We start from the raw sequence: 16,052 nt of genomic DNA on the forward strand, positions 1-16,052 counted from the left end.
TCGACGACGGATATGCCGGCAATCCCTCCCCCAGCTGGCCTGACCCCACCCTTGTAATCCCATGTGCGGCATCGTCGGACAATTTCGCCAGACCGGACCGGTCGACCGCGAGCGGCTGGCAACGGCCGTCAGCCGGCTGGCGCACCGCGGCCCGGACGATCAGGGCCTTCACCTCGCCGGCAGCGTGGGGCTCGGCCATACGCGCCTGTCGATCATCGATCTCGGCGGCGGCCACCAGCCCCTGCAGGCCGCGGACGGCGCGCTGACGCTGATCGCCAACGGCGAGATCTACAACTTCCTCGAGCTGCGGGCGGAACTGGAAGGCCTGGGCCACCGGTTCCGGACACACTCGGACTCCGAGGTCATCTTGCATGCCTACCGCCAGTTCGGCGACGGCTTCCTCGACCGGCTGCAGGGCATGTTTGCCTTCGCCCTGCACGATGCCGGCCACGACCGGCTGATCCTGGCCCGCGACCGGCTCGGCATCAAGCCGCTGTTCCTGGCCGAGCGGCCGGATGGCATCAGCTTCGCCTCGGAGATCAAGGGCCTGCTGCCATTGCTGGAGGCCCCACCGGCGATCGCGGCGCGAGGACTGGCCGAGTATCTGCAGAACCAGTTCGCCACCGGCACCGGCACCCTGCTGCAAGGCATCGAACGGGTGCGCCCGGGCGAGGCGGTCTGGGTGGAGGCCGGCCGCATCGCCAGGCGGCAGCGCTACTGGAGCCCGCTTGCCGTCCGCCCGCGCGAGATCGGCTACGAGGACGCCGCGCGCGACTTCGACCGGCTGATGGAGACGGTCATCGTCCAGCACATGCGGGCGGACGTGCCGTTCGGCCTGTTCCTCTCCGGCGGCGTCGATTCCGCCGTCCTGCTGGCCCAGCTGAGCCGCTACCGGGCCGAGCCGATCCGCACCTACTCGGTGGGCTTCCCGGGCACCGCGCTGGCGGACGAGCTGCCGGCCGCGCTGGCCATGTCGCGCCGCTTCGGCAGTCGCCACCGGGAAATCCGCCCGGACTCGCGGGCGATCTTCGAGACCCTGCCGCTGACGGTCTGGGCCGCCGACGAGCTGATGCGCGACAACGCCAACCTGCCGACCTCGCTGCTGGCGCAGGCGGCCGGCGAGGAACTGAAGGTGGTGTTCTCCGGCGAGGGCGGCGACGAGGTCTTCGCCGGCTACGGGCGCTACCGGGGCTCGCGCTGGGAGCGCCTGCTGAAGGGCTGGCTGGCACCGGGATCCGGCGGCTTCCGCACGCGCGGCAGCTTCCGCGACCCCTGGCCGGGGCGGCTGTTCCGGCCGCCGCTGCTGGAACAGCTGGCCGCCGCGCGCCAGCCGGTCGTCGACGCCTGGCGCGGGACGCCCCCCGACTGGAGCGACCTGCAGCGCATGCAGGCCATCGACCTCGCCCAGGCCCTGCCGGACAACCTGCTGGTCAAGGCCGACCGCATGCTGATGGCCTGGGGCGTGGAGGGACGCGTGCCGTTCCTCGACCATCGCCTGGTCGAGTTCGGTCTGAGCCTGCCGGACCGGCTGAAGATCAGCGGCCGGGACGGCAAGCACTTCCTGAGGCGCTGGGCCGCCCGCGACCTGCCCGAGGACCATCTGCGCGGGCGCAAACGCGGCTTCCATGTCCCCATGGGCGAATGGCTGGACGCGGGCTTCCTCGCGCGGCTGCAGGCGCTGCTGCCGGAGCACCGCCTGCTCGATCCGTGGTTCAGGCCCGAGGGCGTGCGAACGTTGATCGGCCACTGCCACGACACCCGCCAGGGTCCGACCCTGCTCTGGGCCATCGTCCAGTTCGCCCTCTGGCGGCATTTCCTGGAGGAGGGCTTTGCCCGCCGGCCGGATGCCCGCACCCACCCGCTCGATCTGCTCGAAGAGAGCCGCTGACCCCATCCGGATACCCATGACCGCCGTCACCCCCACCCCCCGTGTCGCCATCTTCGCCTCCTTCTCCGGCCAGGGCGGCGTGGAACACATGCTCGGCAACCTCGCCCGCGGCATGCTGGCTGCCGGCGTCCGCGTGGACCTGGTCCTTGCCCGCGCCGAGGGCGAACACCTGGGCAGCATTCCCGAGCACGTCAACGTGGTGCGCCTGAATGTGCGGCACACCTGGCAGGCCCTGCCGGGCCTGATCCGCTACCTGCGCGCGGCGCGCCCGGATGCCCTGCTGGCTGCCAAGGAGCGCGCCATCCGCATCGCCATTCTGGCCCGCTGGCTGAGCGGCGTGCGGGTGCGCCTGGCGGGGCGGCTGGGCACGACCGTTTCCGCCGCCCTGGCCGGCAAGAGCCGACTGCGCCGCGCCGCCTGGTTCGCCGGCATGCGCCTGTTCCATCCGCGGCTGGACGCCATCGTCGCGGTCTCGGAGGGGGTTCGCGACGATATCGTCGCCATCACCGGGCTGCCGGCCAGCCGGGTGACGGTGATCGACAATCCCGTGATCACGCCCGAGCTGGCCGTCCGGGCAGCCGAACCCGCCGCGCACCCCTGGCTGACGGATGCGAGCGTGCCGGTGATCATGGGCATGGGCCGACTGACCCGCCAGAAGGGCTTCCCCGATCTCATCCGCGCCTTCGCCCGGCTGCGTGCGGAACGCCCATGCCGGCTGATCCTGATCGGCGAGGGCGGCGACCGCGCCCGGCTGGAGGCGCTGGCCGCCACGCTGGGTGTCGGGACCGAGGTTGACCTGGTCGGCTTCCGGCACAACCCCTACGCACTGCTCTCGCGGGCCAGCCTGTTCGTGCTGTCCTCGCTGTGGGAGGGCTCACCGAACGCCCTGACCGAAGCCCTGGCCCTGGGCATCCCGTCGGTGGCGACCGACTGCCCCAGCGGTCCCCGGCAGATCCTCGCGGATGGCCGCTTCGGCCCCCTGGTGGCGGTCGGCGACGTGGCGGGGCTGGCCGTGGCGATGGCGCGGACCCTCGCGAATCCCCTGCCACCGGAGGCGCTGCGCGCGGCGGTGGCCGAATATACCTGCGAGCGCAGCGCACGCCGATATCTGGCAAGCCTGGGCGTGGCGGTTTGATGCTGACGACGGATTTGCCGCCGGCAGTCCCGGTCACGGTGGACAACGGCATCAGCATCATCGGCGGCGGTCCCGCCGGCCTGATGGCGGCGGAGGCCGCGGCCACCCAGGGCTGCGCCGTCGAGCTTTACGACACCATGCCCTCGGTGGGGCGGAAGTTCCTGCTGGCCGGGAAAAGCGGCCTCAACCTGACTCATGCCGAAGCCCGGGAGGCCTTCCTGACCCGCTACGGGGAACGCCAGGCCGCGCTCGCACCATTCCTGCACCATTTCGACAACCAGGCGGTGCGCGACTTCGCTGCGACACTGGGTGTCGAGACCTTCGTCGGCAGCTCGGGCCGGGTCTTCCCGCGGCAGAAGAAGGCCGCGCCGCTGCTGCGAGCCTGGCTGCGACGCCTGCGCGAGCTGGGTGTGCGCATCCATGTGCGGCATCGCTGGCAAGGCTGGGAAGCCGATGGCCACCTGCGGTTCGCGACACCGGACGGCATCCTGCGGGTGCGCAGCGCCGCCTGCGTGCTGGCGCTGGGCGGCGGCAGCTGGTCACGGCTGGGCTCGGACGGCGCCTGGCAGGCCTGGCTGCGGGCGCGGGATGTCGCGGTGCGACCACTGCGGCCCGCCAACTGCGGTTTCGACATCGGCTGGCGGCCGGACTTCGCCGCCCGTTTCGCCGGCACCCCGGTCAAGCCGGTTGCCGCCACGCTGACGACACCCGGCGGCGAATCCCTGTCCCGCCGCGGCGAGTTCGTCATCACCCGCCGTGGCGTCGAGGGCAGCCTGATCTATGCCCTGGCGGCACCGCTGCGGGATCTCGTCGAGCAGGAGGGAAAGGCCAGCCTGTACCTGGATCTGGCGCCCGACCTGGACCCCGACAGGCTCCGCGCGGCGCTGAACCGGCCGCGGGGGGCGCGCTCCCTCAGCCAGCATCTCCAGCGCGTGGCCGGACTGTCGCCGGTGAAGCTGGGCCTGTTGCGCGAGCGGCTGGACAAGGCGGCATTCCTGGACCCGGACCGGCTCGGCGCAGCCATCCGGGCGCTGCCGCTGCGCCTCGACGCGACGCGGCCACTGGAGGAAGCCATCAGCAGCGCCGGCGGCGTGGCGTTCGCGGCGCTGGACGAGCAACTGATGATCCGGCACCTGCCGGGCGTCTTCTGCGCGGGCGAAATGCTGGACTGGGAGGCACCGACCGGAGGCTATCTGCTGACCGCCTGCCTGGCGACCGGTCTCGCCGCCGGACAGGGTGCCGCGCGCTGGCTGCGATCGCCGGCGCGGGAGCACCCTGCGGGCGTGCCGGCGACACCGCCATTTCCCTGATGCCGCCCATTCGACGATAATGCTTCCCCCGCGGGGACCGGCCGATCAGGCGCTGCCGCCCCGGTCCCTCGCTGCCCGCCGCACGCATGCTCTTCAACTCCCTCGAATTTGTCCTGTTCTTCCTGCCGGTCGTGCTCGGGCTGTTCCTGTGGCTCTGGCACCAAGGCTGGTCGCGGGCGGCCATCAACTGGCTGACCCTGGCCTCGCTGTTCTTCTACGGCTGGTGGAACCCGAACTACCTGCCGCTGCTGGGCGGATCGATCCTGACCAATTTCGGACTGGCCGCCTGGATGAACCGGGGCTTCCGCGAGGCACGGCCGCAGCGGGCGGTGCTGATCCTCGGCATCGTCTTCAACCTGGGCCTGCTGGGTTATTTCAAGTACGCCAACCTGTTCGCCGATACGCTCGACAGCCTGGCCGGCACCGGCTTCCGGCTGGCCAGGATCACGCTGCCGCTGGCGATCTCCTTCTTCACCTTCCAGCAGATCTCCTTCCTGGTCGATACGTGGAAGAAGAAGGGACACCGCTACGGCTTCGAGCGCTACGCCGCCTATGTGACCTTTTTCCCGCACGAGATTGCCGGCCCCATCATCCGCCATCACGAACTGATCCCGCAGCTGTCTCAGAATCCCTGGCGCGAGGGCCTGTGGGAACGTTTCGGCCGCGGCCTGACGCTGTTCTGCATCGGTCTGGTCAAGAAGGTGGTGTTGGCCGACAGTCTGGCGCGCATGATCGGCCCGATCTTCACCGCCGCCGGCCACGGACCGCTGAATGCCCTGGATGCCTGGACCGGCGCCATCGGGTTTGCCTGGCAGATCTTCTTCGATTTCTCGGCCTACACCGACATGGCGCTGGGCGTGTCCTGGCTGTTCGGATTCCGGCTGCCGGTCAACTTCGACAATCCCTACCGCAGCCGCTCCGTCCGCGAGCTCTGGCAACGCTGGCACATGACCCTGTCGCGCTTCCTGCGCGACTACCTGTTCGTGCCCATGGCCACCAGCCGCTGGCTGCCCTACCCGCGCGTCACCGGCATGATCATCACTATGCTGCTGGCCGGCCTCTGGCATGGGGCTTCCTGGAACTTCGCTGCCTGGGGCCTGCTGCAGGGCATCGCTCTGGCCGGGTATACCCTGGTCGACAAGCGCTATCCCGCCCGGCTGCCCTGGTTCCTGGGCTGGATGCTGACGCTGTGGTTCTGGTTCGAGGGCGCCCCGCTGTTCCGCAGCGAATCCTTCACCGCCGCGCTGGCGTTCTACCGGGCGATGCATGGCGGCGGCCTGCCGGTCGAGTCCGTCAACGCCGCCAATCTGCTGCTGCTGGCGGCGGCGGGCCTGGCCTCGACCCTGGGGCCACCCAGCCAGTCGGTTGCCCTGGAGCGGCTGGCGCCGCGCCGCGCCCTGGCCGTGCTGGCGGGCATCGTCCTTTTCGTGTGCCTCTTCCTGATCGGGAGCGACGTTGAGCAGGAATTCATCTACTTCCAGTTCTGAACCGGACTGGCGCCGCTATGTGGGCCTGATGCTCGCCAGCGCGGCGGCGGCGGCGGGCCTCCTCTACCTGCTGATCCTGATCGTCGACCCCTACGACTCGGTGCACTTTTCGCCCGCCTGGGACCGCTACCCGGCGCGCGGCGACCATCGGCACTGGAATGCGCGGCTGCTCAGGCGGCCGGAGTTCGACAGCCTGGTCATCGGCACCTCGACGGCGATGCTGCTCAAGCCTCCGGAGCTGAACGCGGCCTTCGGCGGGCATTTCGTCAACCTGGCCATGCCGCTGTCGACGGCGCACGAACAGCTGCGCATCCTGGCGCTCTTTCACCATTACCACCCGGCGCTGGCGACGGTCATCGTCGATCTGGACTTTCTCTGGTGCCATGGCAAGCCGATGCCGGAGCACGGCAACGACATCCTGGCGCGCAGCTATCCGGACTGGCTCTACGACACCAATCCCTGGAACGACCTGCCGCCGTTCAACAAGACCAGCCTGAAGGCGGCCTACGATCAGGCACGCGCCATGCTGGGGCTGCACCGCCCATACGCGCGCTGGCTGGACGGCTACGAGGACATTACCCGCACCCTGCACCGGCAGAACGACCCGGCCGCCATCCGCAAGCGCCTGCGCGAGAGCCATCGGGAAACCCTCAACCGCGATTACGCGACGCCGCTCGCCGCCACCCGCTATCCGGCGCTGGAGCAGCTGGAGACGAGCCTCTCGGCACTGCCGGCCGGGAGTCTCAAGATCATCCTGTTTCCGCCGATCCATGCCGACTACCAGCCACGGCCCGGCACCGAGCAGGCGGCCCTGTGGGACGGCTGCAAAGCCCGCGCGGCGGCCATGACCGAACGGCTGCCGCGGCTAACCGTGGTGGACTTCCTCATTCCCTCGCCGCTCACCCGGGACGACGACCACTACATCGACGGCTACCATTACACCACCGCCGTGGCCAGCCGCGTCACCGAACTGCTGAAACAGGCCGTCGAGACCCCAACGGTCGCCAGCGATGCCTTCAGGCGGCTGGGGCAATCGCCGGCCGGCAACGCACGGCAATGACATTTCGGCCCGCCATCCAGCCCGATGGGCGGTCATGCTGCCGAGGCCAGGACCGGGAGAGGCATCCTTGCGCCACGGGACGGCCGGGATACCGTCCCGACAGGGTTTCGGGCAATGGTACGGGTCATGCGGAAACCCGAGATTCCCATCGGCCCGATACGACATACACACCAGAATAGCCGCACAAATAACATGAATTATTAGTTTCCCGGCAAAAACCGCCAGCTGGAAAACCGAATTGGCGACACGTTAAACTACCTGCCCGCTTTTCTGCCCGTGGCTATATCCACCCGCCAAAGGCATCACCGCCGCCAACCCGAAATGACGCCATCATGAACAACAGCCTTCGAACCCTGACCGCGCTCATGCTGATTGTGCCGACAGCCAGCGCCATGGCGGCCAGCCAATACCGGGAGAGGGTCACAACGGCCTTCGAAATGGAGAACAGCCTGAGCGGCATCGCCTACGAACTGCCCAAACTGTCCGGCAAGACACTGCTGGAACTGACCAGGAAAAAACCGCTGGAAATCTCCACCGGCTTTGCCATCCAGTCGGCTGAAATCATCGAGAACGGCCTGGGCTGCAACCTTGCCATCGAAATGTGGCTCGAAAGTGGCCGATATATCAAGCATGAGTTACTGGTTGGCCGCGAGGACGACGGCAACTTTGCGTTCACCAAGCTGCACAATGCGCTGGGCAGGGATCCCGCGCCGGCCGGATTGTCGCTGGCGGGCAGCGAGGATGTCTACCGGACCCGGGGGCTTTCCCTGGTGATCAGCCGGGCCCCGGGAGGGACGGACGATGCCCGGTTCCTGATACGGGGCGTCCGAAGAACCCTGAACGGCCGCGAAAGCCTCGACGGCGCAGCGTTCACGGATGCGACCCGGATCACGGGCGTCAAGGTCGGTCGCGCCTGCTTCGAGCTGGGCGCCGACGGCGAAAAGGAAAAAGGCGCGCGCTTCAGGACACGCTTCAACAATATTGTCATCAGGAAATAATGGCACGCGCCCGCGCTCCCCGGACGAATCGGACATGAGCGGGAGAGCGCCCTCGCCCTCCCCGGGCCACCAAGGGCGACGGCCGGTTGCCGGCAGCGATGCCCCGGCACAGCCTGGGGCCCTTCTCCCCGCCCCGGCACCGTGACCTCGCCCCACCAATTTCCGACCGGCTTTGTCTGGGGCGCCGCCACCTCTGCCTATCAGATCGAGGGCTCGCCGCTGGCGGATGGCGCGGGCCCGAGCAACTGGCATCGCTTCAGCCATACACCGGGCCGGACCGAGCGGGACGCGACCGGTGATCGTGCCTGCGATCATTACCGGCGCTATGCGGACGATGTGGCGCTGCTGCGGGACATGGGCCTTGGCGCCTACCGCTTCAGCATTGCCTGGAGCCGCATCTTCCCGGACGGACATGGCCGACTGAATACCAAAGGGCTGGACTTCTACCGCCGCCTGCTGGACTGCCTGGCGGATGCCGGCATCGAGCCGTTCGTTACCCTACATCACTGGGATCTGCCGGCCGCGCTGGACGATCGCGGCGGCTGGGCACACCGGGACATGGCGGGCTGGTTCGGTGACTACGCACACCAGCTGTTCCGGGCGTTCAACGGGCGGGTGCGGCACTGGGTGACGCTCAACGAACCCTGGGTCATCGTGCAGGAGGGCTATGTGGCGGGCACGCACCCCCCGGGGCGACGGTCGATGTCCCTGGCGCGGCAGGCGGCCCACAACCTGCTGCGGGGACACGGGCTGGCCGTGCAGGCCTTCCGGGCCGACGGCGGCGAGGGCCGCATCGGGCTGGTGGTCAACCTGGAGCCCAAGTATGCCGCCTCGGAGCGCCCCGAGGACCTGGCGGCGATGCGCCGCCTGCATGCCTGGATGAATCGCCTGTATCTCGACCCGGTGTTCCTGGGCCGCTATCCGGACGAGCTGGGCGAGATCGATGGCTGGACGGGCGAGGCGTTTCCGGCAGCCGATTTCCGGCTGATCCGCGAGCCCATCGATTTCCTGGGCATCAACTATTACAGCCGCTCGGTGGTGCGAGATGCGCCCGGTCTCGCGCCCTTCGGGGCGGAACGGGTGCTCCAGGCCCAGGCTCCGCACACGGCGCTGGGCTGGGAGGTATTCGCCGAGGGGCTGAAAAGCTGTCTGCTGTGGGTCAAGCGCCGCTATGGCGACCTACCGCTCTACATCACCGAGAACGGCGCAGCCTTCGACGACGAACCGCCCACGGGCGGACGATTGGCCGATCCCCTGCGGGTGGATTACCTGCGCCGGCATCTACTGGCCGCCCATGCCGCCATCGCCGAGGGCGTCGACCTGAGAGGCTATTTCGCCTGGTCGCTGCTGGACAACTTCGAGTGGGCCTTCGGCTATGACAAGCGTTTCGGGCTCATCCACGTGGATTACGCGACCCAGGCGCGCACGCTGAAGGACAGTGCCCACTTCTATCGGCGCGTCGTCGAGAGCCACGGCGCGGAACTGTGGCGCTGAACGTCACGGGCGGACGGAGTGCCGGCCGAGCGCCCCAGGGCATGCCCGGCCGGCAGTTTGCGGAAGGGGTTCAGCGACCGTTGCCGGGGCGGAACTGGTACAGCCAGGTTTCCGTCATGGCGTCGCCGTTGCCGCGGATGTAGAGACGCAGCTCCGCCGGGTCCCCGGTTTTCGGCGTCAGGTCAAAGATGACCCGCCAGCGGCGGGTGCCGGGAATGGGCTCCAGGAAGGCGCCGCTGATCTCGCCCTGGGAGGTGGTGATGACCGGTTCGGCCTTGACGGTATCGCCCCACAGCACGTCCAGCGCCTCACCGGCAAATTCCACACTGAATTTGTAGACCCCCTTGGGCCGCGGCTTGCCCGGCTGACCGCCACGGCCGATGCGGGTGGCGACGCACTTGGCCACCTTGGCCGGGTAGGGTTCGTCACCCAGCCAGTGTAGCCGGTAGCGCAACCGGAAGCTGGAACCGGCCCTGGCCGGTTCCGCCGATCGCCAGTAGGCGACGATGTTGTCATGGATTTCGTCGTCGGTGGGCAGCTCCACCAGCTGTACCGCACCCTGCCCCCAGTCGCCCAGCGGCTCGACCCAGAGACTCGGGCGGCGCTCGTAGTTGACGCCGTCCAGGTAGTCCTCGAACACGCGGTCACGCTGCAACAGGCCGAATCCCTTGGGGCTCTGATCGACAAAGCTGGAGGTCACGGCATACGGCTGATTGACCAGCGGCCGCCAGAGGCGCTCGCCGGCGCCGGTCCAGATGGCGAGCCCGTCGGAATCGTGGACCTCCGGTCGCCAGTCCTCGAGCCGGCGCTTCTCGGTCTCGCTGAACCAGTACATCGAGGTCAGCGGCGCCAGGCCCAGCCGGGCCACGTCCTTGCGCAGGAACAGGGCGGCGTCGATGTCCATGATGACACCCTCGGTGCGACGGATGAAGAAGCGATAGGCGCCGGTGACGCTGGGGCCGTTCAGCAGGGCATAGACAATTTCCGGCTCCGCTTCCGATTTGGCGCCTTCAATGTAGAACTCGGTGAAATCGGGGAACTCCTCGGGGGTCGGTTCGGCGGAATCGATGGTGACGCCGCGCGCCGACAGGCCATACTGGTTCAGGGCCCCGATGGCGCGGAAATAGGACGCGCCGAGGAAGGCCACCCAGTCCTGGGTACGCCAGTCCTCGCGATTGCGCGATTCCTGCAGGCGAAAGCCGGCAAAGCCGGTATCGGCCGGCAGCTTGCGGGCGATACTGTTCTTGGGCATCGAAAAGTAATCGCTGCTGTAGAGAATCTCGCGCGCCTGCCCGTTCTCGACCACATGCATCTTGACCGATTTCTGGAAGAACTGGCCGACATGGAAGAAGGTGGCCGGGAATATCCCCGGGCCATTGGCGAACAGGGCCGATTCCGGCCGGTAGCGGATATTGCCCCAGGTCTCGTAATCGATTTTCTCGACCACCGACGGCATCGGCCGCGGCGGAGCCTCGTAGGTCCCCTTGGCCATGGCCGCGGCGCGATCCACCAGGGCCTCGTAGGAAAACCCCTGCGGGGGTCCAACATTGAGATGCGGCCCGGCCTGCGCGGCCTGTCCCAGGTGCAGGAAACATAGGCCCAGAATCCCTGGCAGCCATTTATTGAATGTGCTCGCGCGGCTGATCAAAACATGCGTCATAAAGATCCGTTCCATCGTCGTTGTTGATGCGGATATCGAAGTTCGTATTCTTGCCCCCGCACGCCGTCTGGCGACCGAGGCGACTTTCGCTACCGGTTGTGGATGAACGCCCCCTCGCGGGGAGAGGCGAATTCTAGACGGAAGCGCCCGGAATGTAATGTGAGCATCATCAGGTCCGTCGCCACCGCACGATACCGGCCAAAAAAGAGGGCGCCAGGGCGCCCTCAAGCACGGGGGATGATCGGCGCAGGCGGAAGATCAACCTTCGGCCAGGACCTGAATCTTTTTCGGCTGTACCGCAGCCTTCTTGGGAATGGTGATCTCCAGCACGCCGCCGTTGCAGCGGGCCGTGATGCCCTCGGCATCGGCGGTGTCCGGGAGCGAGAAACGGCGGTAGAAACTGCCGTAGACGCGCTCGGCACGCTTCAGCCCGTCGCGGCGCTCGGTCGCCTCGGTGGCACGCTCGCCCTTGAGCGTCAGGATGCCGTTCTCCATCATGATGTCGATGGCATCCGGATTGACACCGGGCAGGTCAGCCCAGAGGACATAGCGATCGGCTTCCTCCTTGATATCCACCGCCGGCGTCCATTCGGCCGTTGCGGCCGTCTCGGTGCCGCTGTTCTTGGTTTCGTAGGTCCTTTCCAGTTCGCGTTGAAGCTGGTTCAAAAGACTCCAGGGTTCGTAACGGGGCATGTTTCTCTCCTCAGGTTATCGTTCGGGATCGAATATGGCGCCGCCGTGGAACCTTTCAAGATCGGTCTAAAAGATGATCGCCGGAACCCCCCCAGGGTCGTTCCGGCATCACCCACCTCGCGGGGAACACTTACCGCAGCGGGTGCCTGGAGACAGGCTCAGCGAAGATCTGTCGTGAGCCGTTCCGCACCGCTTTGGTGCAGGCAGTTCTGGGCCGGCAATAGCGCTGGCTGGCGATCCCAGCAGGGGATGCCTCCGGAACCGCCACCCGAAGCAGGACGGGCGTCACAGGATCCGGCTGTTGCGCGACCACGCCTGCCGGCCTGTACCGGTACCCGCACGAGTTCGGGCCATGATGACTTTTCGCTTTGGAAATCATCCATGCACAGCCGCACATGGCACCACACCAGATAGCCGAAAGCCCCGGCTGGCGGGGCTTTCAGGGCTTTTTGCGATGCCTATGGCATCAGAGGCTGTAGTACATGTCGTACTCGACCGGATGGGTGCTCATGCGCAGACGGGTCACGTCTTCCATCTTCAGGCTGATGTAGGCGTCGATCATGTCGTTAGTGAAAACGCCACCACGGGTCAGGAACTCGCGATCCTTGTCGAGGGCTTCCAGCGCCATGTCGAAGGAATGGCAGACCTGGGGGATGGCCTTTTCCTCTTCCGGCGGCAGGTCATAGAGATCCTTGTCCATGGCGTCACCCGGATGGATCTTGTTCTGGATGCCGTCCAAGCCTGCCATCAGCATGGCGGCGAAGGCCAGGTAGGGATTCGCGGTGGAGTCCGGGAAACGCACCTCGATGCGGCGCGCCTTCGGGTTCATGACATAGGGCACGCGGATGGAAGCCGAGCGGTTGCGGGCCGAATAGGCCAGCATGACCGGCGCCTCGAAGCCCGGCACCAGACGCTTGTAGCTGTTGGTCGACGCATTGCAGAAGGCATTCAGGGCCTTGGCGTGCTTGATGATGCCGCCGATGTAGTACAGCGCGGTCTCGGAGAGCCCGCCATACAGGTCGCCGGTGAACAGGTTCTTGCCGTCCTTCGCCAGCGACTGGTGCACATGCATGCCGCTGCCGTTGTCACCGACCAGGGGCTTGGGCATGAAGGTCGCGGTCTTGCCGAAGGCATGGGCGACATTCTGGATGACATATTTGAGGATCAGCACTTCGTCGGCCTTCCTGACCAGGGTGCCGAACTTGACGCCGATTTCGCACTGGCCGGCAGTGGCCACCTCGTGGTGATGCACCTCGACGACCAATCCCATCTGCTCCAGCGTGTTGCACATGGCGGAGCGCAGATCCTGCATGGAATCGACCGGCGGGACCGGGAAGTAGCCACCCTTGGTGCCCGGACGATGGCCGATGTTGCCATCCTCGTAGACCTTTTCGGAGTTCCAGCCGGCCTCTTCGGAGTCCACCTTGTAGAAGGAACCCTGCATGGAGGCGCCCCAGCGCACGTCGTCGAACACGAAGTATTCATTTTCCGGCCCGAACAGCGCGGTATCGGCGATACCGGTGGATTTCATGTAGGCCTCGGCACGCTTGGCGATGGAGCGCGGATCACGCTCGTAGCCCTGCATGTCGGCCGGCTCGATGATGTCGCAGCGCAGGACCAGCGTGGCGTCATCGAAGAACGGATCCATGACGGCAGTGGTGGCATCCGGCATCAGGATCATGTCGGATTCGTTGATGTGCTTCCAGCCGGCAATGGAGGAGCCATCAAACATCTTGCCTTCCTCGAACATGTCTTCATCCACGGTGCTCGCCGGAATGGTGACATGCTGCTCCTTGCCGCGGGTATCGCAAAAACGCAGGTCCACATAGCGGACTTCGTTTTCCTTGATCATATTGAGCACGTCTTTCGGGGACATTCTTAATCACTCCTCGCAGGTTGTCAGAACGGGTGGGTTGAAAGCAGCAAATCGTTTCGATGGAAAAGCAAAAGTCAGACCAATGCCGAGGGTTTGACACCATGCGGGCAACGACTCGAGTACCGGGCCAGACCGCACCATATTTGACCACGAATGAATCATTTCGGTGCAATCAGGCCAAGAAAGCGCGTATCGCCGCCAGGCCTTGCGCCCCCGAGGCCTTTGCCAGGGCCATATCGCTCTCCCTCAGCCCTCCCAGAGCGTAAACAGGCAGACAGGCGGCGTCCACCAGCTGGCTGAAGGCCGACCACCCCAACGGGGTCGCCTGCGGGTGGGTGGCGGTGTTACCCACCGGGCCGAGCACCGCAAAATCCGCCGCCACCCGGTGGGCCTGGGCCAACTGTGCCGCATCATGGCAGGAAACACCCAGCCAGCCGGAACGCGAGACATCGGGCCGGGAGACCAGCGCCATCAACTCATCGGTGCGCAGGTGGATGCCGCCGGCGCCGGCTTCCAGCAGGGCCGCGGCCCGCGCCTCCACCAGCAAGGCAATACCGGCCTTTGCGCAATATTCCGCCACATGGCGACCCAGCGCCAGATACTCCGCCAAGGATAGATGGGCAGCGCGCAGACGCACCAATCGGATACCGCGCAGACACAGACTGGCCAGCTGCCTCTCCAGCCAGCCGGGATCGGGCTTCACTGGCGCGAGGATGGCATAGCGATCCGGCAGGCGGGCGGCGGTGACGATGGGACGGTTGGCAGCCGGAAACCGGTAGGCCGGCAACTCATCTGGCTTCACCCAGCGTATCGGCTGGCCTTCCAGCCCCCTCGGCATGCCCGAGAATGCGGTAACCCGCCAGACATGCAGACGGACACGCCGGTCGGGGTAATCGTGGCGCAGCGTGATCAGGGGGTCCGCCGCAACCACCGCGATGCCCAGCTCTTCGCCCAGTTCGCGGGCTAGCGCCACGCGGGGACTCTCGCCACAATCCAGCTTGCCGCCGGGAAACTCCCACATCCCGCCCTGGTGACGATGATCGGCCCGGCGGGCAATGAGCACCCGACTCGCCGTATCCTGGATGACGCCGGCGGCGACCTCCAGGACGGCCTCTTGGCCGGCCATCAGAGGGTCAGGTTCAGGGTCCGTGTCCGTGGCCATGCCGGCATCAGGCGATTCATCCGGGGCATGCTCGGGGATGGCGCCGGCCTCAGGTCCGGTATTCCGCGTTGATGCGCACGTAGTCGTAGGAGAAATCGCAGGTAAGCACGGTCTCGGTGGCGCTGCCACGCCCCAGCACGACCCGGACGAGGATATCGTCCTGCGCCATGACCGCGGCGCCGGACGCCTCGGTGTACCCGGCAGCGCGACTGCCCTGGTCGACGATCTGCACGCTGCCGAGCCAGATCGATACCCGGTTGATGTCCAGATGCTGGCAACCCGCCCGGCCGATCGCCGCCAGGATGCGGCCCCAGTTGGGGTCGCTGGCGAAGAAGGCGGTTTTCACCAGCGGTGAATGAGCGATGGTCTTGGCCACGGTCCGCGCTTCCCCACCATCCGCCGCCTGCTCGACGCGGATGCGGATGAGCTTGGTGGCACCCTCGCCGTCGCGGACGATGGCCTCCGCCAGTTCGGCGCAAACCTCGAACACGGCCTGCTCGAAACCCGCGAACTCCGCCGTGCCCGGCACCAGCCGCGGAGCCGGTGACATGCCGGAGGCCAGCAGCACGCAGGCATCGTTGGTGGAGGTGTCGCCATCCACGGTGATGCAATTGAAGGTTCTGTCGACGCAACGCGCTAGCAGGGATTGCAGGTCGGCGGCGTCGATCCGCGCGTCACTTCCGAGGAAGGCCAGCATGGTGGCCATGTCGGGATGGATCATCCCCGCGCCCTTGGCAATACCGGTGACCGTGAGCGTGTCGCCCGCGACCGGTATCCGGCGGCTGGCCATCTTGACCCGGGTATCGGTGGTCATGATGGCGCGCGCGGCACGCTCCCAGCCTTCCTCGTCGAGGGAGGCCAGGGCCTCCGGGAGGGCCCGCTCGAGCCTGTCCAGCGGCAGATACTCGCCGATCACACCGGTCGAGAACGGCAATACCTGCCGCGCATCGCCACCGGCAAGGCCGGCCAGGCATTCGCAGGTCTGCCGGGCATCGGCCAGCCCGCGTTCGCCGGTACCGGCATTGGCGTTGCCGGAATTGACCACCAGCCAGCGCGGCGCGGACGCGAGATGTTCGCGCGCCACGATCACCGGCGCCGCACAGAAGGCGTTGCGCGTGAACAAGGCCGCGCAGCTGGCACCCGCCTGCGTCTCGATGACCAGGAGATCGTCGCGTCCCTGACGCTTGATGCCCGCCTGGGCGACGCCCAGACGGATGCCGGGAACAGGAAAGGGCTGGCACATGCCGGGCAGGAGGGCGGTCATCCCTGGCGTCTCCTCAGTCCAGCTT

General features: G+C 67.0%; 12 protein-coding genes. 7 read left to right on the forward strand and 5 right to left on the reverse strand.

Going from position 1 to position 16,052, the window contains the following annotated elements; translation table 11 throughout:
• Positions 1-61 precede the first annotated feature (61 nt).
• The 7 genes from asnB to ACYQ1H_RS06655 all read left to right on the forward strand — a co-directional run bounded on the left by asnB (position 62) and on the right by ACYQ1H_RS06655 (position 9,372).
• Complete coding sequence (asnB, locus tag ACYQ1H_RS06625) at positions 62-1,888, forward strand: asparagine synthase (glutamine-hydrolyzing) (RefSeq protein ID WP_460027252.1); 1,827 nt, start codon at positions 62-64, stop codon at positions 1,886-1,888.
• A 16-nt stretch (positions 1,889-1,904) separates the two neighbouring features.
• On the forward strand, positions 1,905-3,023 hold the full coding sequence (locus ACYQ1H_RS06630) for a glycosyltransferase (RefSeq protein ID WP_460027253.1): 1,119 nt from the start codon (positions 1,905-1,907) through the stop codon (positions 3,021-3,023).
• Positions 3,023-4,333, forward strand: a complete 1,311-nt coding sequence (locus ACYQ1H_RS06635; protein WP_460027254.1) for a TIGR03862 family flavoprotein — start codon at positions 3,023-3,025, stop codon at positions 4,331-4,333. The genes ACYQ1H_RS06630 and ACYQ1H_RS06635 overlap by 1 nt, the downstream gene beginning before the upstream one ends.
• Before the next feature lie 86 nt (positions 4,334-4,419).
• Entirely contained in the window at positions 4,420-5,820 is a 1,401-nt protein-coding gene (locus tag ACYQ1H_RS06640) for an MBOAT family O-acyltransferase (protein ID WP_460027255.1), read from the forward strand.
• The gene (locus ACYQ1H_RS06645; RefSeq protein ID WP_460027256.1) at positions 5,789-6,880 is read left to right on the forward strand and encodes a hypothetical protein; all 1,092 of its coding nucleotides are present in this window, start codon (positions 5,789-5,791) and stop codon (positions 6,878-6,880) included. Before ACYQ1H_RS06640 ends, ACYQ1H_RS06645 begins: the two co-directional genes overlap by 32 nt.
• A 332-nt stretch (positions 6,881-7,212) precedes the next feature.
• Positions 7,213-7,878 (forward strand): hypothetical protein, encoded by a 666-nt coding sequence (locus tag ACYQ1H_RS06650; RefSeq protein WP_460027257.1) that lies wholly within the window; start codon positions 7,213-7,215, stop codon positions 7,876-7,878.
• A gap of 141 nt (positions 7,879-8,019) precedes the next feature.
• On the forward strand, positions 8,020-9,372 hold the full coding sequence (locus tag ACYQ1H_RS06655) for a GH1 family beta-glucosidase (RefSeq protein ID WP_460027258.1): 1,353 nt from the start codon (positions 8,020-8,022) through the stop codon (positions 9,370-9,372).
• Positions 9,373-9,442: 70 nt separating this feature from the next.
• On the opposite strand, the gene ACYQ1H_RS06660 is transcribed toward ACYQ1H_RS06655, so the two are convergent.
• The 5 genes from ACYQ1H_RS06660 to argJ all read right to left on the reverse strand — a co-directional run bounded on the left by ACYQ1H_RS06660 (position 9,443) and on the right by argJ (position 16,027).
• Positions 9,443-11,032: an OpgD/OpgG family glucan biosynthesis protein gene (locus tag ACYQ1H_RS06660; RefSeq protein ID WP_460027259.1), complete on the reverse strand. Its 1,590-nt coding sequence runs from the start codon at positions 11,030-11,032 to the stop codon at positions 9,443-9,445.
• A 258-nt stretch (positions 11,033-11,290) separates the two neighbouring features.
• On the reverse strand, positions 11,291-11,725 hold the full coding sequence (locus tag ACYQ1H_RS06665; protein WP_460027260.1) for an Hsp20/alpha crystallin family protein: 435 nt from the start codon (positions 11,723-11,725) through the stop codon (positions 11,291-11,293).
• 466 nt (positions 11,726-12,191) lie between these two features.
• Entirely contained in the window at positions 12,192-13,601 is a 1,410-nt protein-coding gene (glnA, locus tag ACYQ1H_RS06670) for a glutamate--ammonia ligase (RefSeq protein ID WP_460027261.1), read from the reverse strand.
• A 172-nt stretch (positions 13,602-13,773) separates the two neighbouring features.
• Positions 13,774-14,727, reverse strand: a complete 954-nt coding sequence (locus ACYQ1H_RS06675) for a Nudix family hydrolase (protein ID WP_460027262.1) — start codon at positions 14,725-14,727, stop codon at positions 13,774-13,776.
• Between the two features lie 85 nt (positions 14,728-14,812).
• Complete coding sequence (gene argJ / locus ACYQ1H_RS06680; protein WP_460027266.1) at positions 14,813-16,027, reverse strand: bifunctional glutamate N-acetyltransferase/amino-acid acetyltransferase ArgJ; 1,215 nt, start codon at positions 16,025-16,027, stop codon at positions 14,813-14,815.
• Positions 16,028-16,052: the final 25 nt, after the last annotated feature.

The organism is Methyloparacoccus murrellii (genome assembly GCF_054657115.1).

What these genes read in the sequence shown, in the direction of transcription:
- ACYQ1H_RS06640 (WP_460027255.1), top strand. Translation starts at nt 4,420, where the DNA reads ATGCTCTTCAACTCCCTCGAATTTGTCCTGTTCTTCCTGCCGGTCGTG.
- ACYQ1H_RS06665 (WP_460027260.1), bottom strand. Translation starts at nt 11,725, where the DNA reads ATGCCCCGTTACGAACCCTGGAGTCTTTTGAACCAGCTTCAACGCGAA.
- ACYQ1H_RS06675 (WP_460027262.1), bottom strand. Translation starts at nt 14,727, where the DNA reads ATGGCCGGCCAAGAGGCCGTCCTGGAGGTCGCCGCCGGCGTCATCCAG.
- asnB (WP_460027252.1), top strand. Translation starts at nt 62, where the DNA reads ATGTGCGGCATCGTCGGACAATTTCGCCAGACCGGACCGGTCGACCGC.
- argJ (WP_460027266.1), bottom strand. Translation starts at nt 16,027, where the DNA reads ATGACCGCCCTCCTGCCCGGCATGTGCCAGCCCTTTCCTGTTCCCGGC.
- ACYQ1H_RS06630 (WP_460027253.1), top strand. Translation starts at nt 1,905, where the DNA reads ATGACCGCCGTCACCCCCACCCCCCGTGTCGCCATCTTCGCCTCCTTC.
- glnA (WP_460027261.1), bottom strand. Translation starts at nt 13,601, where the DNA reads ATGTCCCCGAAAGACGTGCTCAATATGATCAAGGAAAACGAAGTCCGC.
- ACYQ1H_RS06650 (WP_460027257.1), top strand. Translation starts at nt 7,213, where the DNA reads ATGAACAACAGCCTTCGAACCCTGACCGCGCTCATGCTGATTGTGCCG.
- ACYQ1H_RS06660 (WP_460027259.1), bottom strand. Translation starts at nt 11,032, where the DNA reads ATGACGCATGTTTTGATCAGCCGCGCGAGCACATTCAATAAATGGCTG.
- ACYQ1H_RS06635 (WP_460027254.1), top strand. Translation starts at nt 3,023, where the DNA reads ATGCTGACGACGGATTTGCCGCCGGCAGTCCCGGTCACGGTGGACAAC.